Here is a 21711-nt window from a genome sequence, read left to right as displayed (position 1 = left end):
GCTAGGTCTCCTTCCACTACTCGACCGTCATATCCGGCGCGGGCATTGCTGCCTGCGACGGACGCTTCCGAAAATACAGCGGCGCGAACGCCTCTTTCTGGTTCAATTCCATCTCGCCTTCGCGCACCAGTTCGAGCGCCGCGGCGAAGCTCGAGGCGAACACCGTCGCCTTCTGCGAGGGATCGACGACGTAGCCGAGCAGGAAATCGTCGAGGCAGCTCCAGTCCTCGGACTCGGTCATGCCGACCAGCCGCTCCAGCGAGGCGCGCGCTTCCGCCAGCGACCACACCGTGCGCTTGGCCAGATGCACCGTCGCGAGCACGCGCTGCTGGCGCTGCGCGGAATAGGCGGTGAGCAGGTCGAACAGGGTGGCCGTGAATTTCGGATGGCGGATTTCGGCGATCGATTCCGGATTGCCACGCGGAAAGATATCGCGCTGGAACTGTGGCCGGTTCATCAGCCGATTGGCGGCTTCACGGATCGCCTCGAGCCGGCGCAGCCGGTTGGCCAGCGCGGTGGCCATTTCCTCGGCGCTCGGGCCGTCCGGCGTCGGCGGTTCGGGCAGCAGCAGGCGCGATTTCAGGTAGGCGAGCCAGGCCGCCATCACGAGGTAATCGGCGGCGAGCTCGAGGCGGATCTTTCGCGCCGCCTCGATAAAGGTCAGGTACTGGTCGGCCAGTGCCAGGATCGAGATCTTGGCGAGATCGACCTTCTGCTGCCGCGCCAGCGTCAGCAGCAGATCGAGCGGACCTTCATAGCCCTCGACGTCGACCACCAGCGCGGCCTCGCTGTCGGCGATTTCAGCGGGCCGTCCGGTTTCAAACGATAGAATCTCAGCCGTCATGCCGTTCCTGCCCGATTCATCAACGTCTCAAGTTCAGCCCGCGCCGCCGGCCGGTCGAACGGTTTTGGCTGCTTTCGCGCGGCCAGTGCCCGTCTGGCGCGATCCAGCGGTTCACCAGCCAGTTCCGGCGCCTCGCGCGCCACGTCGCGCATTTCGTCCAGCTTGCCGTTGCAGTGCAGGACCATGTCGCAGCCGGCGTTGACGATGGCGCGGGTCCGCTCGGCGATCGATCCCGCCAGGGCATTCATCGACACGTCGTCACTCATCAACAAACCTTGGAACCCAATTCCGCCGCGAATCACCTGCCGAACGATTGTCGCAGAAGTCGTCGCCGGTTGGGCGGGGTCCAGCGCGCTAAACACAACATGTGCGGTCATCGCCATCGGCAGGTCCGCCAACGGTTGAAAGGCAGCAAAATCGGTTCGTTCCAGCTCCTCCCGCGCCGTATCGACGGTCGGGAGCCGGAAATGGCTGTCGGCGGTGGCCCTGCCATGGCCGGGAATGTGTTTCAGGACTGGCAGCACCCCTCCCTCTTCCAACCCCCTGGTGACCGCCCGGGCAATGGCTGCCACCTTGGCCGGCTCGGTTCCGTAGGCCCGGTTGCCGATTACGGCATCCGCACCGGCCACCGGAACGTCGGCCAGCGGCAGGCAGTCGACCGTGATGCCGAGGTCGATGAGATCGGCCGCGATTAGCCGCGAGGACAGCCACGCGGCCCGCAGCCCCAGCGCCTTGTCGAGGTCGTAGAGCGCGCTGAAGGCCGCCCCCGGCGGATAGATCGGCCAATGCGGCGGCCCCAGGCGGGCCACCCGCCCGCCTTCCTGGTCGATCAGGACCGGGGCGTCCGCCTCGCCCACACCGCTCCGCAAATCCCGAACAAGCGCAGACACTTGATCGGGCGCCTCAATATTGCGCTTGAACAGGATGAAGCCCCAGGGGCGCGTCTCACCGATGAACTCACGCTCAGCAGCGCTGAGTTCCAGTCCCGATACGCCCGTGATGAATGCGCGGCTGCTCATGATGGCCGATTAGGCCCGTCATAGCCCCGGGGTCAAGGAAACCGCAGATAATTCTACGGGATAAAGCACTGCCCGCCGACGGACTTCAGCTCGGTGCAGAATGCAGCGGCCTCTTGCCGGGTCCGGTACGGCCCGACCATCGCCCGATATTTGGTTATGCCGTTGGGCAGATTGACCTGGCGGATCACCGGAGAGCGGGAACCGAGCACCGAGGCGTACTTGCCCTGCGCCACACGGAAAGACTCCCGCGCCAGGGACTCGCTGTCCTGCGACGTCACCGAGACCAGAAAGGTCCCCCCACCCTCGGACGCGGGCGCACTCTGTGTCGGATTGGTCGCGGCAACGCGGGTCGGCGGGTCCGGCTCGGTCGCCTGCGGTGCAATCGACATCGGAGAATTGGCGCTGGCATTGGCCGAGGCCGGGTTGCGCGCCGGTGCGGCAGGAGCCGGCGCGGCCGTGACATTTCGGGTCGTGGGCGCTGGCCGTGGCGGTGGCGCGCTGGCGCCGGCCGGGACGCCACCATTGTCGGCGGCGTCGCCTTTGACGGCGAGCGTCCTGACCCGGCGCGGCTCGTTGTTCGGCATCGTGCCGTTGGCGGCAGAGGTCATCGGCGCCGACGGCGAAACGCTGGCGGCCGCTGGTGGGTTGGCATTCTGGTTCAGCGGCGGAAACACCACGCGCGGTCCGCCGGACCGCGAATTGACATCGACCGGCGTCTCTTCACGCGACACCAGCCTCTCGCCACCATCGCCCGACAGCAAGCGGTCAGGCGTCTTGGCAGCGCCACCATCGGCCGGCGCCGGCAGCACCTTGGTCGGGCTGTTGTCGGCCCGGATGATCGGCGGCTCGCCCGAGCGCGGTGAGCCCAAAAAGGTGCGATAGGCAAGGGCGGCCCCGGTGCCGACCACGGCGAGCGCCAGCACGGCGGCCACCGTCATCAGGCCCTTGGACCGCTTCTTCGGCGGGGGCTCCTCATCCTCATACTCCTCGCCCTGATAAGCGTAGGGATCATCCGGATAGGCCGGATCGCGCTGATAGTCGTGCTCGCCGGTCTCCAGTCGCCCATACAGCGCATCGTCGTAGCGTGACGGGTCCTGCTGCGGCTCGTCGGCATATTGCTGCGGTGCCTCGTAGTAGTCCTGCTGAGGCTCCTGATAGTCGTGCACAGGTGCGCGCGGCAGTGGCGGAGGCGGCGCGGCAGCGTAGCGATGCAAGGGATGCACCGGGGCCGGCTCCTCATATTCCGGCTCTTCGTCGTATGCCTCCGGCAACGGCGGCAACGGCGGCGGCGGCAGCGGGGTTTCGTGGCGCGTGCGCTGCATCCAGGATGGCGGGCTCGGCGGCGCGACAGGCTCCTCCTCGTCCGGCAGATCGTATTGCTGCGGCCGCACATTGGCCCGCGACTGCAGCGGGCGCGGCGCCGGCTTGGCCCCGGCGGCCCCTTTCGGATCATTCTGCCCGATCAGCCTTGCGAGCTCCGCAAGCGGGTCACCCTCGGCACGACCCTGGTCGGCGGAAGGAAAAGGTCGGTCCTGATAACGATCAGCCATCGTGATGATGCATCCCATTCGGGACAGCGCCAAACCCGCCATGTCATCCAAACCATGACGAGCGTGGCCCCTGCCAGATGCCCCCACGAACCCCCATTCGTGAAGGCCTTCGCCCCTGCCTACCGCATCTCGGTCGGAGCGTGGACGCCGAGAACGGCTAAGCCCGATGCCAGAACCGAGACGACGCCCTGGACCATAGCCAGTCGCGCCCTCGTGATCTCTGCATCATTAGTCATAATGAAGCGTAAATAGGGCAAATCCCGCCCTTTCGTCCATAACGCATGAAATTCACTGGCCAAATCATATAGATAAAAGGCGATTCGGTGAGGCTCATGCGCCACCGCCGCAGACTCGATCATTCTGGGATAGAGCGCGAGCCGTTTCAAGAGGTCGAGTTCCGCCGGGTCGGTCAGCTGCTCAACCGGGGCGGTTCCCAGCCAGGCCGACCGGGCGGCATCGTCCTCGGGCAGCTCCGGAACCACCTCGCGGGCGTTCTTGAAGATCGAATGCCCGCGGGCATGCCCGTACTGGACGTAGAAGACCGGGTTGTCCTTCGATTGCTCGAGCACCTTGGCGAGGTCGAAATCGAGCACGGCGTCGTTCTTGCGGAACAGCATCATGAACCGCACCGCGTCGGAACCGACCTCGTCGACCACTTCGCGCAGCGTGACGAAATCGCCGGAGCGTTTCGACATCTTCACAGGCTCGCCGTTGCGCAACAGCCGCACGAGCTGCACGACCTTGACGTCGAGCGCGGCGTTGCCGGCACTGACGCCTTTCACCGCCGCCTGCATGCGCTTGATGTAGCCGCCATGATCGGCGCCGAACACGTCGATCATATCGAGGAAGCCGCGATCGATCTTGTCCTTGTGATAGGCGATGTCGGAGGCGAAATAGGTATAGCTGCCGTCCGACTTGATCAGCGGACGGTCGACGTCATCGCCATAGGCGGTGGCGCGGAACAGCGTCTGGATGCGGTCCTCGTAATCCTCGACCGGCTTGCCCTTCGGCGGCGGCAGATTGCCTTCGTAGATATCGCCCTTGGCGCGCAGGAAATCGATGGTCTCGGTGACCTTGTTGTTGCCGGTCGCGATCAGCGAGCGCTCCGAGAAGAACACGTCATGCTTGATGTTGAGCGCGGCGAGATCGCCCTTGATCATGTCCATCATCATGGTGATCGCCTTGGGGCGCACGATCGGCAGCCACGAGGCCTCCGGCATCGCCTTCAGCTTGTCGCCGTGCTCGGCCGCAAGCGCCTGCCCGACCGGCACGAGATAGTCCCCTGGATAAAGCCCTTCCGGAATTTCACCGATGTTCTCGCCAAGCGCTTCGCGGTAGCGCAGGAACGCCGAGCGCGCGAGCACGTCGACCTGCGCGCCGGCGTCGTTGATATAATATTCGCGCGTCACGTCGAAGCCGGCAAAATCGAGCAGGCTGCACAGCGCATCGCCGAACACCGCACCCCGGCAGTGCCCGACATGCATCGGCCCGGTCGGATTGGCCGAGACGTATTCAACGTCGACCTTGGCGCCATGGCCGGCCGCGCTTTTGCCATAGGCTGCGCCCTCGCGCAGCATGGTGCGCAGCTCCTCCGCCCAGACCTGCGGTTTCAGGGTGAGGTTGATGAAGCCCGGGCCGGCGACCTCGACCGAAGCCACCAGATCGTCGGCGCGCAGTTTTTCCGCGATCTTGTCGGCGAGTTCGCGCGGCTTCGCCTTGGCGTCCTTGGCCAGCACCATCGCGGCATTGGTTGCCATGTCGCCATGGCTGGCGTCGCGCGGCGGCTCGACCACGACACGGGAAAAATCGATGCCGGCGGGCCATTGGCCCTCGGCCGCGAGCGCGGCGCAAATCGCCTGCACGCGCGCCAGCACGTCGGCGAACAGATGGTGGGAAGTCGGCTTGTCGGACATGGCCGCCGCCTAACGCAAATCCGGGGTCGAGTCAAAAAGCCGTTGGTGCTCAATTAAGGCGAAACGGTCGGTCATTCCGGCAATGAAATTGCCGATCCGGCGCGCCCGTTCCCCCTCGCTCTCGCGCTCGGTGCCCTCGATCCATTCCGGCGGCAGATCGCCCGGAGACGCCTGGTAGCGTGCGAACAGGTCGAACAGGATGCCTTCCGCCTCCCCCATCACCCGCATGACGCGGGGGTGGCGGTACATGTGCTGGTAGAGGAACGCCTTGATCGCGGCTTCCTGCTCGGCCACCTCGGCCGGAAAGGCGACCAGCGGCTGGTGGTGGTGGCGCACGTCCTGCGCCGATTGCGGTTTTGCCGCGGCAAGCCGCCGGCCCGCTTCCGACATCACCGCCCCGATCATGTAGGAAATCAGCTCGCGCACCAGTTCCGCGCCGCGCCTGATGTCGTCCAGACCGGGATAATGCGCGTCGATCTCGGCGATGATGGTGGTCATCAGCGGCATCACCTTGAGATCGTCGACGCCGAACAGGCCGGCGCGCAGCCCGTCGTCGATGTCGTGGGCGTCATAGGCGATGTCGTCGGCGAAGGCCGCGACCTGCGCCTCCAGCGAAGCGTAGCTCCACAGCTCCAGATCGAATTTTTGATTGAAGTCGACGATTCCGACCGGAATGCCGCGCTCGAGGCAGGTACCGATGGGGGCTCCGTCGCGCCCGGTCAGCGGGCCATTGTGCTTGACGATGCCTTCCAGCGATTCCCAGGTCAGGTTCAGCCCGTCGAACTCGGGATAGCGGTGCTCCAGCGACGTCACCACCCGCAGCGCCTGCGCGTTGTGGTCGAAGCCGCCCTGCGCGGCCAGGCATTTGTCGAGCGCCCGCTCGCCGGCATGGCCGAACGGCGGATGACCCAGATCATGCGCCAGCGCCAGTGTCTCGGTGAGGTCCTCATCGAGGCCGAGCTGGCGGGCCAGCGCCCGCGCGATCTGCGCCACTTCCAGCGAATGGGTCAGGCGGGTGCGGTAGTGGTCGCCCTCGTGAAACACGAACACCTGCGTCTTGTGCTTCAGCCGGCGGAAAGCGGTGGAATGGATCACCCGGTCGCAATCGCGCCGGAACGGGCTGCGGGTCCGGCTCGGCGGCTCCGCAACCAGCCGGCCGCGGCTGGAATCCGGGTCGCAGCCATAGGGCGCACGGGGGGCAGCCATTCCGACCGACACGATTTTTTAGTCCTTATCCATTTGATTCCGCGAGATTACGCACTTAACTATGTCTGACGCCCCGAACCAAATGAATTGGGCATGACGGGCCGGAGAGATGCCATGACCACTGCCATCACCGTCAGCGAGCGGGCCGCCCGCCGCATCGGCGAAATCCTCAAGACCGAAGGCGACGGCGCCATGCTGCGCATCTCCGTCGAGGGCGGCGGCTGCTCGGGCTTCCAGTACAAATTCGACGTCGACCATGACAAGGCCGAGGACGATCTGGTGATCGCGCGCGAAGGCGCGGTGGTGCTGGTCGACCCGGCCTCGGTGCCGTTCCTCGCCGGGTCTGAGGTCGATTTCGTCGACGATCTGATCGGCGCGTCGTTCCGCGTGGTCAATCCGAACGCCACCGCGTCGTGCGGGTGCGGGACCAGCTTTTCGATCTGACTTTTCTTCACCCGCCCCTCGAGGGGGCGGGTCAGAAGACCTACGCCTCGCGTGCATAGCGCGGCAGATCGGCTTTCAGCATTTCCAGCACGTCATCGCGCACGGGATCGCGGGTGCCGCTGACGAAGGCGGCGGCCAGCGGCAGCTTGTTCATGTCTGTGGCCGCCAGGCGAATGAAACGGACGCCGCGGGTGGCCATGCGCGAGGTCCAGCGCGGGACGATGGCGACGCCGAGCCCCGCCGAGACCAGATTGACGATGGTCTGCTTCTCGTCGGCGATCTGCGCCACGCGCGCCTCGCGGCCGGCTTCGGCGAACAGTTTCATGGTGAGGTCGTGGCTGTGCGGACGCGAGCGGCGTTCGGGCACGATCAGCGGCGCGCCTTCGAGATCGGCGATCGTCACGCGCCTGCGCTGCGACAGCGGATGCCGCTCGGCCACGGCGACGACGGCCGTCTCGTGCAGCAGGAACAGAAACTCCAATCGCTTGTCTGCGCGCTGCGGCGGGCGCACGAAGGCGAGATCGAGCCGGCCGGACAACAGCCGCGGCAACAGACGCACCGACTTGTCCTCGGTCAGTTGCACCGTGACATCGGGCCGTTGCTTGCGGAAATCATGCAGCAGGCGCGGCAACAGCCCGGCGGCGGCGCTGTCGATGGCGCCGATGCGAATGACCGCGGCGCGCTTGCGGCCCTTGGTGCGGAAGCGGCCGGCCAGCGCGTCGGCCTGCGCCAGCAATGCCCTCGCCTCCTTGAGCAGCATGGCGCCATCGTCGGTCAGCGCGACGCTTCGCGTCGTGCGCGTCATCAGCTGCGTCCCGAGATCATCCTCGAGCAACCGGATGAAACGGCCGAGCGCCGACGGCAGCATGTCGAGCCGCTGCGCCGCCCGGCCGAAATGCAGTTCCTCGGCGGCCGCCACGAAGCAGCGCAGATGATGCAGGTCCATCGATCCTCCCGGACCGGATTATATCAATTTTTTGTATAAATGCGAAGCGATTGCCACTCGCCCGCCGCGGTCGCAAGCTGCGCCCAGGCCGTCAAATGCGTGGAAATCGAGGGAAGAAACAATGCGGGAATATTCCATCGCGGCTATTCCGGCCGACGGCATCGGCCCCGAGGTGATCGCCGCCGGCGTGCAGGCGCTCGCGGCGCTACAGAAGCGGCTCGGCGACATAAGATTCAACGTTGAAACCTTCGATTGGGGCTCCGCCTACTATCGCAAGCATGGCGTCATGATGCCGGCCGACGGCCTCGCCACGCTGAAGAAATTCGATGCGATCTACTTTGGCGCGGTCGGCGCGCCCGACGTTCCCGACCACATCACGCTGTGGGGGCTGCGGCTGCCGATCTGCCAGGGCTTTGACCAATACGCCAACGTGCGGCCGACGCGGATCCTGCCCGGCATCACCTCGCCGCTGCGACACGCCGGCCCCGGTGATCTCGACTGGGTGATCGTACGGGAAAACTCCGAAGGCGAATATGCCGGCTGCGGCGGCCGGGTGCATCGGGGCTTGCCGGAGGAAGTCGGCACGGAGGTTGCGATTTTCACCCGCGTCGGGGTCCAGCGCATCATGCGCTACGCCTTCAAGCTGGCGCAGTCGCGTCCGCGCAAGCTGCTGTGCGTCGTGACCAAGTCGAACGCGCAGCGGCACGGCATGGTGATGTGGGACGAGATCGCCGAAGAAGTCTCGAAAGAGTTTCCCGATGTCACCTGGGACAAGATGCTGGTCGATGCGATGACGGTGCGGATGACGCTGAAGCCGCAGAGCCTCGACACCATCGTGGCGACCAATCTCCACGCCGATATCCTGTCCGACCTCGCCGGCGCGCTGGCCGGCAGCCTCGGCGTCGCGCCGACCGCAAACATCGACCCCGAGCGGCGCTTCCCCTCGATGTTCGAGCCGATCCACGGCTCGGCCTTCGACATCACCGGCAAGGGCATCGCCAACCCGGTCGCGAGTTTCTGGACCGCATCGCAGATGCTCGATCATCTCGGTGAGACCGAAGCCTCGGCCAGACTGATGCACGCCGTCGAGAAGGTCACGGGCGCCGGCGTCACGACGCCCGATGTCGGCGGCACCGCGACGACAAGGGACGTCACCGCAGCCGTGGTCGAGGCGATCCATAGCTCCAACGTGTGACGGCCGCCGCCGGTCACGAAGAACCGGCCGCGAAAAAATAAAAACAGAAACTCAGGGAGGCACCGATGCAGATCAGGAAGACAACCGCCATTGCGCTGACGTTCGCCATGGTCAGCACCGCTGGCCTCGCGCAAAACTATCCGAACCGGGCGATCACGCTGCTGGTGCCGTTCGCCGCCGGCGGCGCCACCGATACGGTGGCGCGAGTGACCGCGCAGTCGATGTCCAAACTGCTTGGCCAGCCCATCGTCATCGAGAACGCGTTGGGCGCCGGCGGCACGATCGCGGCGACGCGGGCCTCGCGCGCGGAGCCGGACGGCTATACGCTGCTGATCCACCACATCGGCATCTCCACCGCCGCCACGCTGTACCGCAAGCTGCCCTACGACACCAAGACCGCGTTCGCGCCGATCGGCCTCGTCACCAACGCGCCGATGACCATCATCGGGCGGCCCGACCTGCCACCGAACACGCTGGTCGAACTGATCGCCTACATCAAGGCCAACGGCGACAAGATGACCTTTGGCAATGCCGGACTCGGGGCCGCTTCGCACCTCTGCGGCATGCTGTTCATGACCGCGGTCGGCAAGGAAGTCCTCACCGTGCCTTACAAAGGCAACGCGCCGATCATGAACGACCTGATCGGCAAGCAGATCGACCTCTCCTGCGACCAGACCACCAATACGACCGCGCCGATCGCCTCGAAACTGATCAAGAGCTACGCCATCACGACCAAGACTCGTCTGGGCTCGATGCCCGACCTTCCGACCGCCGACGAAGCGGGATTGAAGGGGTTTGAGGTCGGTGCCTGGCATGGCGTCTACGCCCCGAAGGGAACGCCCGACGACATCGTTCAGAAGCTGTCCAGGACGTTGCAGGAGGCGCTGCGCGACCCGGACCTCGTCAAACGGTTCAACGAGATCAACACCGAACCGGCGCCGCAGGATCAGGCCACGCCGGAAGCGCTGAAGGCGCAGTTGGTCAGCGAGGTGGACCGCTGGGCGCCGCTGATCCGCGCCGCCGGACAGTTTGCCGATTGAGGCGTCCGCTTGCGCGCGCTTTTCGTTATCCTACCGGTTGAGCGTCGTTCGCCTGAACGGAGGCTGACGCTTGCGATGGAACGAGGCTCGGCGACGAAACCGCGTCTGGGTGGGCGGCTTCCATGGCCCGCAATATCGCATTCACCAGCAGCGGCTTGCGCAGCGGTTTTCCCAGGAAGTCCGACATGCCGGCGTCGCGGCACCGTTTGACGTCTTCGGGAAACACGTTGGCAGTCAGCGCGATGATCGGCAATGACGCGAAACCGCGCGAGCGGATCGATCTCGTTGCAGTGAAGCCGTCCATGACAGGCATTTGCACGTCCATCAGCACCATGTCGTACCCGGCTTCCAATACAGCCTGATCGGCCTGCTCGCCGTCGGTCACGACATGCGCCTGCAGATCGAATTCCTTCAGCATCCGCGTGACCACCATGCGGTTGGTGGCGTCGTCCTCGGCGATCAGGACCTGCAGCGGGCGTCCCAGTTGCGCGATGCGCCTCTTCAGTTCGTCCGCCCCGGTCCGATCGGCTGATGGATCGGCAACGGCCGTGTCGCTCCAGGGCAATGTCAGCGAAAAATGGAACGTCGAACCTTGTCCCGGCTCCGAGGTGACGCCGATCGTGCCGCCCATCTGCTCGATGATGCGCCGGGAAATCGCCAGACCCAGCCCGGTGCCCCCGAAACGACGGTTGATGGAGGCATCTGCCTGCTCGAAATCGGTGAACAGACGGCCGATCTTGTCGGGAGCGATGCCGATGCCGGTGTCCGACACGCACCACTCCACCCGGGCCAGCATGTCGCCACGGGAATGGCAGACGGCCTTGATCTTCACTGCGCCGCGTTCGGTGAACTTGACGGCGTTGGACGCCAGATTCAGTAGCACCTGGCGGATGCGGGCGTCATCGCCGCGCAGCGCAACGGGCAGACCGGGATCGAGTTCGACTTCCACGGCCAGCCCCTTATTGCCGGCATTGGTTCGGACCACGGCGGCGACCGCGTCGACCATGGCGCTGGGCGAGAATTCGGCCGCCTCGAACTGAAACCGCCCGGCCTCCAGTTTCGAAAGGTCCAGAATGTCGTTGAGGACCCGCAGCAGATTGTCGCCGGAATCCCTGATGGTCTTGACCGCCTGCTGCTGGTCCGGATCGAGCGTGGTTTCCAGCAGCAGGCCGGCGAGACCGAGCACGCCATTCATCGGCGTGCGTATTTCGTGGCTCATCACCGCCAGGAAATCGGATTTGGCCTTGTTCTGCGCTTCCGCCTGCTCGGCGCGCCAGCGCTCGGTCACGTCGCGGCCAAATCCGCGATAGCCGAGGAAATGGCCATCGCCGTCGAACTTGGGTTTTGCGGTCAACGACCACTGCCGGGTCTTTCCGCCTGCCACCACGCGCAGGTTGATCTCGTGAAGCGGTGCTTGCCGGTTCATCAGCGCGGTGATGTTGGAGGCGGTGATGGCATCCTCGGGGCAGAGCATTTCCAGCAGCTCGGCAAAATGCGCGCCCTTCAGCAGCGGCAGCGGCATCTGCGCGACTTCGGCGAACCGCTCGGGCACGTCGCTCAGCCGGCCCGCCGCGTCGGTCTGCCAGAGCCAGTCGCTGGCATTTTCCTGGAATTCCTTCAGCAGCAGCGAGATGATGTCCGTTTGCCGCTCAAGCTGCAATTGCGCCCGCAGATTGTCCTGGAAAAGATTGCCGTGCGAGGCGATGTTGCGCACCATGAAGGCCGAATAGACCAGGAGAAATAGCGCGGTAAAAAGATGAACCTTGTCGCCGCACATCAGCAGCGCTACCGCCGAAGCAAATGCCATCGTCCAAGTGTAGACCAGCCCCGCCCGCGGCACCGTGGAAAACGTGATCGCGCCGCCCGCGATCATTCCGGCCATCAGGCAGGCAATGATCATCTGATCGGTCGGATCGGATTTCGCGAGCAATGCCAGCGGCAATGCGCCCCAGATAACCGCAAGGAAAAAGGCCTGCAGGACCATCCGCCGTGCGGCGCGCGGCGAAGCCGTCACGGGACGCACGCGACGAATGCGCAGCCATGTCCTCACCGCGGCCGCGATCATCGCCGCAATCGAGAGCCCCCACAGGCTGAGAAACAGGTTCGAGCCGGTATCCCAAAACAGGACCAGGATGACCGCCATGTTGATAAAATTGACGGTCATGGTGAGCGGCACGAGCTGGGTAACCGCGTCGATCTGCTTGGCGCGAATCCGGCCCATCTCGCTGTCGCTGATTTCGTTGGCATCCAGCGGAGCTACGGCCGAAAAACCACCGACATAGCGCATCAATGCCCGCAACGACCGACTAAGCGTTAACCGATCGGCAGCCAGGCCGTCCAAACGTTCCATGATACCCCAGACCTTCTCGCAAGGTCGGAGAATGAGCCCGGCAGACATTCCACGTCGTTAAAGCACGCCTCCGTATTACTACGGGAGAAAAGCCCAAAGGGGCGCGCTCACGGCCCGATTCCGAACAGCGCCCGCGCGTTGCCGTGCGCGATCTGCACGGCGGTCTTTGGCGGCAGCTGCGCGAGCCACGCCCGATAGCCGGCGATGATATCGCCGTAGCTCTGCCAGCGCTCGTTGATCCAGGTATCGGAGCCGAGCAGGAAGCGATCGGGATGGCGCTCGAACAAAGCGCGCCATTCGGACGTCAGCTTGCCGCCGCCGTCGACGATGCCGCTGCGGTACGACAGTTCGCCCCACAGTTTCGGGTATTTCGACAGCATCTCCGCGACGCGGTCGGTCGCAAGCCCGAACCCGGTATGGGCCCAGATGATGCGGGCGCGCGGATTATGGCGCATCAGTATCTCGACGGCGATGTCGTCGGCATGGGCGTGCAGGAAGAGGTCGTGCTCGACGGCGAAATCGACGGTCTTTTTCACCCACTCATTTTCGGCCGCCTTCCCCGAAATATGAAATTCGCCGATGCCGCGGTAATAGCCGCGTTTGTATTCCTCTTGCACGAGGTCGAAAATGAAGGGATCGCCGAACCAGGTCTGGATATCCGCGCGCACCCGGTAGGGACGGATGAAGGGAACGATCTGCAGGCCGGCGGGCTTCGCTTCTACAAGCGCGTGCGTGCCGGTGTTCGGACGGCTGGTCGCGAGGATCCCGGTGACGCGGTGCTTTCGAAACAGCGCCAGAACTTCGTCGACACCGAAGTAAGGCTTCGGCTCCCAGTTGTAGTGCATATGGGCGTCGAAGATCTCGATCGGCTCGTCGGCAGCCCGAGCCGGACCGGCAATCAACGCCAGAACAGCCAATATCGCCACACCCCGCGCGGGCAGCCGCATCGCGCGTCCGAACGCCGTCATTCGGCGGCGACGACGCGAGGCCGCTCGCCCTCGGTCTCCTCCAGTTGCGGTTCGAGCTTGCGCTTCAGGCGCCGGTCGATGCGGTCGAGATAGATGTAGATCACCGGCGTGATGTAGAGCGTCAGCAGTTGCGACAGGCAGAGGCCGCCGACCACGGCGATACCGAGCGGCTGGCGCAGTTCGGCGCCGGCGCCGGCACCGAGTGCAATCGGCAGCGTGCCGAAGATCGCCGCAAACGTCGTCATCATGATGGGGCGGAACCGCAACAGCGCCGCTTCGCGGATCGCATGCTCGGCGCTCAGGCCGACGCGTCGGCGTTCCAGCGCAAAGTCCACCATCATGATCGCGTTCTTCTTGACGATGCCGACCAGCATCACGATGCCGATCATCGCGATCACGGACATCTCCATCCCGAACAGCATCAGCGTGACGATCGCGCCGATGCCGGCGGACGGCAGGCCGGAGATGATGGTGATGGGATGGATGAAGCTCTCGTAGAGAATGCCGAGAATGACGAAGGCCGCGAATACCGCCGCGAGGATCAGGACGCCCTGCCCGCGCAGCGATTCCTGGAACACCTGCGCGGTGCCGGAGAAGCCCGTGGCGATCGTCGCCGGCAGGTTCGAGCTCTGCTCGAGCTTGGTGATCTCGTCAACCGCGTAGCCCAGCGAATAGCCAGGCAGGAGGTTGAAGGAGATCGTCACCGCCGGCTGCTGCGCCTGGTGGTTGATCTGCAGCGGACCGACTGTCGGAACCAGCTTCGCCACCGCCGACAGCGGGATGGTCTGGTTGTTCTGGGTCTTCATGTAGAGCTTGGACAGATCGGACGGATCGACCCGGAACTGCGGCTGCACTTCCAGGATGATCTGGTAGTCGTTCGACGGCATGTAGATGGTGCCGACCTGCCGCGAGCCGTAGGCGTTATATAGCTGGTTGCGGACCTGATCGACCGTGACGCCGTAGACCGCGGCCTTCTCGCGGTCGATGTCGACCGTCATCTGCGGGTTCTTGATGTAGAGATCGGTGGTGACGTCGAGCAGGCCTGGCAGCTTCTCAATCTTTTCGCGCATCTCGGGTGCCAGCCGGTACAGTGACTCGGTGTCACCGCTCTGCATCACATACTGATACTGGCTCTTTGAGATCCGGCCGCCGATATTGAGATTCTGGATCGGCTGGAAGAACGCCTGCATGCCCGGAATCTGGCGGGCCTGGGCGCGCAGCCGCGCGATGATCACGTTGAGGCTATCGCGCTCCTTTTTCGACTTCAGCGCGATGAACAGGCGTCCGTAATTCGCGGTGGTGTTCGGGCCGCCGGCGCCGACGGTGGAATTGATGTATTCGATCGCCGGATCGGATTTCAGCACCTCGACCAGCGCCTGCTGCCGCTCTTTCATCGCGTCGAAGGACGTGTCCGTGGCAGCCTCGGTGACACCGATCAGGAATCCGGTGTCTTCCTGCGGAAAGAAGCCCTTCGGCACGATCACGTAGAGGTAGACGGTGCCGCCGACGGTGGCCAGCGTCACCATCAGCATCAGGAATTTTCGGGCCAGCACCCAATCGAGCGTCCACTCATAGGCGCGCAGCCAGGATTCGAACATCGCCTCGAAGGCGCGAAACACGATATTGGGCCGCTTGGTCGCGTCGTGCGCCCGCAGCACCCGCGCACACAGCATCGGTGTCAGCGTCAGCGAGACGAAGCCGGACACGATGATCGCGACCGACACCGTGACCGCGAATTCGCGGAACACGCGGCCGACGATGCCTCCCATCAGCAGCACCGGAATGAACACGGCGATCAGCGAGAAGGTGATCGAGATGATGGTAAAGCCAATCTCGCGCGCGCCCTTGAGCGCGGCCTCGAACGGCCGCATGCCGTTCTCGATGTGGCGGACGATGTTTTCCAGCATGACGATGGCGTCGTCGACCACGAAGCCGACCGACAGCGTCAGCGCCAGCAGCGTCATGTTGTTGATGGAATAATCCAGCGCGTACATCACCGCACAGGTGCCGAACAGCGAGATCGGAACCGCCAACGCCGGAATGAAGGTCGCCGACGCCGAGCGCAGGAACAGGAAGATCACCAGGATGACCAACCCGATCGCGATGAGCAGCGTCTCCTCGACGTCGGCCACCGCCTGGCGAATGGAAACCGAGCGGTCCATGAGCACGTTGATTGAGACCGACGGCGGGATCTGCGCCCGCAACACCGGCAGTTTGGCGAGAATGGAATCGACCACCGCCACCGTGTTGGCGTCCGGCTGCTTCTGGATGCCGAGCACGATGGAACGGTCGCCGTTCAGCCAGCTTGCGATCCGCTCGTTCTCGACACTGTCATAGATCCGCGCGACCTCCTCAAGCTTGACCGGAGAGCCGTTGCGCCAGGCCACCACGATCTGGCGATAGTCCATCGCCTTGTCCATCTGGCCGGAGGCCTGCAGCGCGACGTCCTGTTTCGGTCCGTTCAGCGTCCCGACCGGGGTCGAGGAATTGGCGGCCGAAACTGCAATACGGATGTCTTCCATCGACAACCCGCGCGCCGCGGCGGCTTCCGGATCGGCCTGGACGCGAACGGCGAATTTCTGCGCGCCGTAGACGCTGACCTGGGCTACGCCCGGAATCTGCGACAGGGTCTGGCCGATGGTGATCTCGCCATATTCGTTGACCGCCGAGAGCGGCAGCGTGGACGAGCCGAGCACGACGAACAGCACCGGGAACTCGGCCGGGTTCACTTTACGGAAACTCGGTGGAATCCTCATCTCGATCGGCAACCGCCGTTGTGCAATCGTCAGCGCGGTCTGCACATCGAGCGCGGCGGAATCGATGTTGCGGTTGAGATCGAACTGGATGGTGATCTGGCTGGTGCCCTGCGAGGAGTTCGACGACATCGACGAGATGCCGGCGATGGTCGAGAGCTGGCGCTCGATGACGCCGGCCACCGACGACGCCATGGTGTCCGCGCTCGCGCCCGGCAAGGTCGCGGTGACGGCGATGGTCGGGAAATCGACCCGCGGCAGCGCCGAGACCGGCAGCAGGCGGAAGCCGAAAATGCCGAACGCGATGATCGACGCCGTGATCAGCGTCGTCATGACCGGCCGTCGGATACAGAGCTCGGACAGGGTCATTTGTTATGCCCCGGCCTTTTTGGTGCGCGGTTCGACCCGCGAGCCGTCCGACAACAGCAACTGCCCGTCGACCACGACGCTCTCGTCGCCGGCAAGTCCCTCTGAAATCACCGACAGGCCCTGCGCGGTACGATCGACCTTGACCGGCTGGACCTTGGCCGTGCCGTCCTTGATGACGAAGACGAAGTTGCCGCTCTGGCTGCGCTGCACGGCCACCGTCGGCACCACGATCGCATCCTCGTTGCGAATGATCAGCTTGGTCGCGACCAGGGTCCCCGGCCACAACGTCTCGTTCGCGTTGTTCATGATGCCGCGCACGGTGACCATGCCGGTCGTCGCGTCCACGGTGTTTTCGACCATCGCGACCTTACCGGTTTCCGAACGCTGGTGGCCCGGGATGGTCGCGGTGACACTGGAGCCCCCTTTCGCCATCGCCTCGCGCAAATCGACCAGCACGCGCTGCGGAACCGCGAAGGTGACGTAGACCGGCGCCATCTGGTTGATGACGGCAAGTGGCGTTGTATCCGCCGGGCGCACGAAATTTCCGACCTTCACATTGGCCACACTGATCCGCCCCGAGAACGGCGCGCGGATCATGGTGTAGCTTTTCTGGACCTTCAGATTGTCGAGCGCAGCCTGATTGGCCTTGATGGAGCCAGCCAGGATGTCGGACTGCGTCCTGGCGTTATCGACATTGACCTGCGTGGTTGCGCCCTTGCCGACGAGATCGGTGAATCGGCGGAGGTCGCGCTGGGCGCCCTCGAGCTGCGCCTGGTCGCGGGCCAGCACGCCTTCGGCTTGTTCGATCTGCGCATCGATCTGGCGGCTGTCGAGCGTGAACAGCAGATCGCCTCCATTGACCTTGGCGCCGTCCTCGAAATGAACTGCGACGATGGTGGTTTCCAGCCGTGATTTCAACGCCACGCTCGATATCGGCGCGACGATCCCGTTGGCATCGACGTCGACCGGCATGGACCTGCGCTCCGCCTTGGCCAGTTCGACGGAAACCATCCGCGGCCGCTGCGGCGCCTGGGCGTTGCTGCTGCCGCCCATCCATGAGGACCGGGTGATGAACCCGGCCGCCGTCGCGATGGCGATGGTGCCGGCGACAAGTATCAAGGTACGTTTCTTCATCGTTTTCTCGCCCGCCCAACCGACAGGGCCGCACGGTTCTCTTCATGCCCCTTGACGGCGACTGTAGCGCCTTATTTCTAAACGGTTATCACAGGCTTCCTGCACATGGTATGCCACTACTCGAAAATGTGTAGTTACCACGTTGACGAAAAACCGGGATTTCCCGGAAATACTCCAGCCCGGGTCCCCCATTCATGCGAATCGCCACATGGAACGTCAATTCGATCCGGCAGCGGATCGAGCATCTCCTGACCTGGCTCAAGGAGTGCTCGCCGGACATCGTGTGCCTGCAGGAAATCAAATGCGTCGACGAGGCGTTCCCGCGGCTGGAAATCGAGGCGCTCGGATACAACGTCGTCACCCACGGCCAGAAGACCTTCAACGGCGTGGCGCTGCTCTCGAAACTGCCGTTCGAGGAGACCAAATCGGGCCTCGCCGGCGACGACGAGGATGCCCACGCCAGGTTCCTCGAAGGCGTGGTGACGCTGAAGAGCGGCGTGATGCGGATCGCCTGCCTCTATCTGCCCAACGGCAACCCGCCGGATACCGACAAATATCCTTATAAGCTCAGATGGATGTCACGTCTTCTTGAGTACTCGCGGGAGCGGCTTAAAGCGGAAGAACCGCTGGTGCTTGCCGGCGACTTCAACGTCATTCCAGCCGCCCGCGACGTCTATAACCCCGCCGCCTGGGCCAACGACGCCCTGTTCCGCCCGGAAACCCGCGAGGCATTCCAGTCGCTGCTCGGACTCGGGCTGACGGACGCGTTGCGCGCGGTGACGGACGAGCCGAACCTCTACACGTTCTGGGACTACCAGGCCGGCGCCTGGCAGAAGAACTGGGGCATCCGGATCGACCACTTGCTGCTGTCGCCGCAGGCCAGCGACCGGCTGACCAATGTCGGCATCGACAGTTACGTCCGCGCCTGGGAGAAGCCGTCCGACCATGTGCCGGTGTGGGCGGATTTCGATCTCGAGAGGGCATAGGCGGAGTCAGACTAGCCCGCGCCAGCGACATGCGGGACCAGTCGTCCCGGGGTCGCTTCGCTCGCCCGGGCTACATGGCCTGTGTCAGTGCCTCAGTCCCGCTTGCCCTGCACCCAGTGCTCGAGCATCTGCAGCGCTGATGCGCGGTCCTCGTCGGAGGCCTTGGTGAAAGCGCGGTTGTAGCTTTCGCGGATCCAGGTCTCGTCGGGGGCGGCGTTGTCGCGCGCCAAGGTCAGCCACATCAGGCCGCGCGCGGCCTGCCGCGGCAGCCGGTCGCCGTTGAACAACATCTGGCCGAGCATGGCCTGCGCCTGATGCTGGCCCTTCTGGGCCGCCAGACCCAGCCAGCGCGCGCCATAGCGGAAATCGTCCCGCGAAGCGTCCGGAGTCTTCAGATAAAGCCGCGCCAGATCGTATTGCGCGTCGGCGTTGCCGAAATAGGACGCGGCATAGGAGAACATCTCCCGCGCGCGGTCGGTGTCCGGCTTGACCTTGGAGTTCGGGATGCCATTGAGATAGTAGCGCCCCAGCGCGACGAAAGCGTTCGCCACGATCGTGGCCTGCGGCGCCGAGGGGCTATCCTCGGCATGCGCGTTGGCGATGCGGCTGAAATACTCGAAGGCGCGCAGGTCGTCCTGGATGACGCCATCGCCATCGGCATACATCCGGCCGAGTTTCCACTGGGCGACGGGATGGCCTCCCTCGGCGGCGTATTGCAGCGAATTCAACGAGGGCGTGGCGACGGCTGCCGCGGTGGTGGACGGCGGCGCCGGCACCTTCTTCAGGGCCTGGGCCGTGACGGCGCGGGCGGCGGCCGGCTGATTGGCCATCGGAAGCGTCGCGTCCGGCTTCACCGGCGCGCCATCGAATGCGAAGCCGGGGGCGGCCACCGGCGTGGCCCCCAGCATCAACGCGAATATGATACGCCTAGATGTCCGCATAGCATTGCTTCTCGTGCGCACCACCCGGATGGGTCACAGCCCCGTCCACCGCCGGCCCAACTTGTTGGGCATATTTCCACAGCGCACCCGACGTGTGGTTAGTCTGTCGGGGCATCCATTTGGTTTTGCGATCGGCGAGATCGGCCTCGGTCAATTTCACGTTAAGCGTACCGACCTCGGCGTCGATCTCGATAATGTCACCGTTCTGCAACAGCGCGATCGGACCGCCCACGGCCGCCTCCGGCCCGACATGGCCGATGCAGAACCCGCGCGTCGCGCCGGAGAACCGGCCGTCGGTGATCAGGGCGACCTTGCCGCCCATCCCCTGCCCGGTCAGCGCCGCCGTGGTCGAGAGCATCTCCCGCATCCCGGGACCGCCGCGCGGCCCCTCGTAGCGGATCACGATGACCTCGCCCTCCTTGTAGGTCCGCTTCTGGACCGACTCGAACGCGTCTTCTTCCCGATCGAAGCAGCGGGCAGGACCAGTAAATTTCAGCTTCGACATGCCCGCGACCTTCACGATCGCACCCTCCGGAGCGAGATTACCCTTTAGCCCGACAACCCCTCCCGTAACGGTGATCGGGTTGTCGGCGGACCGCACCACATCCTGGTGCGGATTCCATTTCACGCTCTTGAGGTTTTCGGCGATCGTACGGCCTGTAACGGTGATGCAATCTCCGTGGAGGTGGCCATTGTCGAGCAGCGTCTTCATCAGAAGCGGTATGCCGCCAACCTCGAACATGTCTTTGGCAACATAACGGCCCCCTGGCTTCAAATCAGCGACATACGGTGTCTTTTTGAAGATTTCGGCCACGTCGAATAAGTCAAACTTAATGCCGCACTCGTGGGCAATGGCCGGTAGGTGCAGCGCAGCATTGGTCGAGCCGCCGGAGGCCGCGACGACGGCGGCGGCGTTCTCCAGCGAACGGCGGGTGACGATGTCGCGCGGCCGGATGTTGGCTGAGATCAGCTCCATCACCTTCTCGCCTGCGGCGGTGCAAAAGGCGTCGCGGATTTCGTAAGGCGCTGGTGCGCCGGCAGAATATGGCAAGGCTAGTCCGATCGCCTCGGACACCGTCGCCATCGTGTTGGCGGTGAATTGTGCGCCGCACGCCCCCGCCGAGGGGCAGGCAACACGTTCGATTTCGTCGAGATCGGCATCCGACATTTCGCCGACCGAGTGCTTGCCGACGGCCTCGAACATGTCCTGCACCGTGACTTGCTGGCCGCGGAAATTACCCGGCAGGATTGAGCCGCCATAAATGAAGATCGAGGGCACGTTGAGCCGGACCATCGCCATCATCATGCCCGGCAACGACTTGTCGCAGCCGGCAAGCCCGACCAGCGCGTCATAGGCGTGGCCGCGGACCGTCAGCTCGACCGAATCGGCGATGCATTCGCGCGACGGCAGCGACGAACGCATGCCGTCATGACCCATGGCGATGCCGTCGGTGACGGTGATGGTGCAGAATTCGCGCGGGGTACCGCCGGCAGAAGCCACGCCCTTCTTGACCGCCTGCGCCTGGCGCATCAGCGAGATGTTGCAGGGAGCGGCCTCATTCCAGCAGGACGCGACGCCGACAAAGGGCTGGTGGATCTGCTGGGTGGTCAGCCCCATCGCGTAGAGGTACGACCGATGCGGCGCGCGCTCGGGCCCCTCCGTCACGTGACGGCTCGGCAACCTCTTTTTGATGTCGGTCTTGGCGTCCATCCGCGGAACCTGTCTTCCCAGCCATTTCCCAAGTCGGTATCGGGAGCAATTTCCCGTCGCCTTCGTTGGCCACCGAGGCCAAATCAGCTGAAAGAAATGGTTTCATGCAGGGGTGTGGCTAAATAGCGGCGCAGGCAAGAGGGGACGGGGCCGTTAACCAAATGTTCGCCTACTGTTGCGGCCACGCAACATTCGTGGCGCGACAGCAACCATCGATTTGCACGCGTTCGATCTCTTGTGCCGTCCTTGCTCATCTGGAGCTGCCTTCGCTTCGGACCCGGTGCAAAGCCTCGGCAGGAATCGATCACCGAATTTTTCCGGGCGGGATAGCCTTGCACGATC

At 64.4% G+C, this 21711-nt stretch carries 16 protein-coding genes; 4 read left to right on the top strand and 12 right to left on the bottom strand.

Going from position 1 to position 21711, the window contains the following annotated elements; all coding sequences use genetic code 11:
* Positions 1 to 16: 16 nt before the first annotated feature.
* The 5 genes from QUH67_RS17095 to QUH67_RS17075 all read right to left on the bottom strand — a co-directional run bounded on the left by QUH67_RS17095 (position 17) and on the right by QUH67_RS17075 (position 6544).
* Entirely contained in the window at positions 17 to 844 is an 828-nt protein-coding gene (locus QUH67_RS17095) for a segregation and condensation protein A (RefSeq protein ID WP_300947824.1), read from the bottom strand.
* Positions 841 to 1863: a beta-N-acetylhexosaminidase gene (gene nagZ, locus QUH67_RS17090; protein WP_300947823.1), complete on the bottom strand. Its 1023-nt coding sequence runs from the start codon at positions 1861 to 1863 to the stop codon at positions 841 to 843. The genes QUH67_RS17095 and nagZ overlap by 4 nt, the downstream gene beginning before the upstream one ends.
* Positions 1864 to 1916: 53 nt before the next feature.
* Entirely contained in the window at positions 1917 to 3413 is a 1497-nt protein-coding gene (locus QUH67_RS17085) for an SPOR domain-containing protein (RefSeq protein ID WP_300947822.1), read from the bottom strand.
* Between the two features lie 119 nt (positions 3414 to 3532).
* On the bottom strand, positions 3533 to 5326 hold the full coding sequence (gene argS / locus QUH67_RS17080; RefSeq protein WP_300947821.1) for an arginine--tRNA ligase: 1794 nt from the start codon (positions 5324 to 5326) through the stop codon (positions 3533 to 3535).
* Between the two features lie 9 nt (positions 5327 to 5335).
* Complete coding sequence (locus QUH67_RS17075) at positions 5336 to 6544, bottom strand: deoxyguanosinetriphosphate triphosphohydrolase (RefSeq protein ID WP_300947820.1); 1209 nt, start codon at positions 6542 to 6544, stop codon at positions 5336 to 5338.
* A 102-nt stretch (positions 6545 to 6646) separates the two neighbouring features.
* On the opposite strand from QUH67_RS17075, the gene erpA reads away from it, so the two are divergent.
* Positions 6647 to 6976, top strand: coding sequence for an iron-sulfur cluster insertion protein ErpA (erpA, locus tag QUH67_RS17070; protein ID WP_300947819.1), 330 nt, complete (start codon positions 6647 to 6649; stop codon positions 6974 to 6976).
* Between the two features lie 40 nt (positions 6977 to 7016).
* Here the strand turns inward: erpA and QUH67_RS17065 are convergent, their stop codons facing one another.
* Complete coding sequence (locus tag QUH67_RS17065; RefSeq protein WP_300947818.1) at positions 7017 to 7922, bottom strand: LysR family transcriptional regulator; 906 nt, start codon at positions 7920 to 7922, stop codon at positions 7017 to 7019.
* Positions 7923 to 8043: 121 nt separating this feature from the next.
* Between QUH67_RS17065 and QUH67_RS17060 the strand changes: the two genes are divergently transcribed.
* Positions 8044 to 9117 (top strand): tartrate dehydrogenase, encoded by a 1074-nt coding sequence (locus tag QUH67_RS17060; RefSeq protein WP_300947817.1) that lies wholly within the window; start codon positions 8044 to 8046, stop codon positions 9115 to 9117.
* A gap of 65 nt (positions 9118 to 9182) precedes the next feature.
* Positions 9183 to 10157, top strand: coding sequence for a tripartite tricarboxylate transporter substrate-binding protein (locus tag QUH67_RS17055; RefSeq protein ID WP_300947816.1), 975 nt, complete (start codon positions 9183 to 9185; stop codon positions 10155 to 10157).
* Positions 10158 to 10182: 25 nt separating this feature from the next.
* On the opposite strand, the gene QUH67_RS17050 is transcribed toward QUH67_RS17055, so the two are convergent.
* From QUH67_RS17050 to QUH67_RS17035, 4 genes are all read right to left on the bottom strand, one after another.
* Entirely contained in the window at positions 10183 to 12507 is a 2325-nt protein-coding gene (locus QUH67_RS17050) for a hybrid sensor histidine kinase/response regulator (protein ID WP_407080439.1), read from the bottom strand.
* Between the two features lie 107 nt (positions 12508 to 12614).
* Positions 12615 to 13454, bottom strand: a complete 840-nt coding sequence (locus QUH67_RS17045) for an amidohydrolase family protein (RefSeq protein WP_300947815.1) — start codon at positions 13452 to 13454, stop codon at positions 12615 to 12617.
* A gap of 17 nt (positions 13455 to 13471) precedes the next feature.
* Positions 13472 to 16597 carry an efflux RND transporter permease subunit gene (locus tag QUH67_RS17040; protein ID WP_300947814.1) on the bottom strand — a complete coding sequence of 1042 codons (3126 nt, stop codon included), beginning with the start codon at positions 16595 to 16597 and terminating at the stop codon, positions 13472 to 13474.
* Positions 16598 to 16600: 3 nt separating this feature from the next.
* Positions 16601 to 17731, bottom strand: a complete 1131-nt coding sequence (locus tag QUH67_RS17035) for an efflux RND transporter periplasmic adaptor subunit (protein WP_300947813.1) — start codon at positions 17729 to 17731, stop codon at positions 16601 to 16603.
* 194 nt (positions 17732 to 17925) lie between these two features.
* Here QUH67_RS17035 and xth point away from each other — a divergent pair, with 194 nt between their 5' ends.
* Positions 17926 to 18717, top strand: a complete 792-nt coding sequence (xth, locus tag QUH67_RS17030; RefSeq protein ID WP_300947812.1) for an exodeoxyribonuclease III — start codon at positions 17926 to 17928, stop codon at positions 18715 to 18717.
* 92 nt (positions 18718 to 18809) lie between these two features.
* Here xth and QUH67_RS17025 read toward each other — a convergent pair whose 3' ends face one another.
* Positions 18810 to 19658 carry a tetratricopeptide repeat protein gene (locus tag QUH67_RS17025; protein ID WP_300947811.1) on the bottom strand — a complete coding sequence of 283 codons (849 nt, stop codon included), beginning with the start codon at positions 19656 to 19658 and terminating at the stop codon, positions 18810 to 18812.
* Positions 19645 to 21369 (bottom strand): dihydroxy-acid dehydratase, encoded by a 1725-nt coding sequence (ilvD, locus tag QUH67_RS17020; protein ID WP_300947810.1) that lies wholly within the window; start codon positions 21367 to 21369, stop codon positions 19645 to 19647. Before ilvD ends, QUH67_RS17025 begins: the two co-directional genes overlap by 14 nt.
* Positions 21370 to 21711 lie beyond the last annotated feature (342 nt).

Source organism: Bradyrhizobium roseum, from assembly GCF_030413175.1.
Lineage (GTDB): Bacteria > Pseudomonadota > Alphaproteobacteria > Rhizobiales > Xanthobacteraceae > Bradyrhizobium > Bradyrhizobium roseum.
Note: the sequence above shows the minus strand (reverse complement) of the source record. Positions and strands in the feature narration are given on the sequence as shown.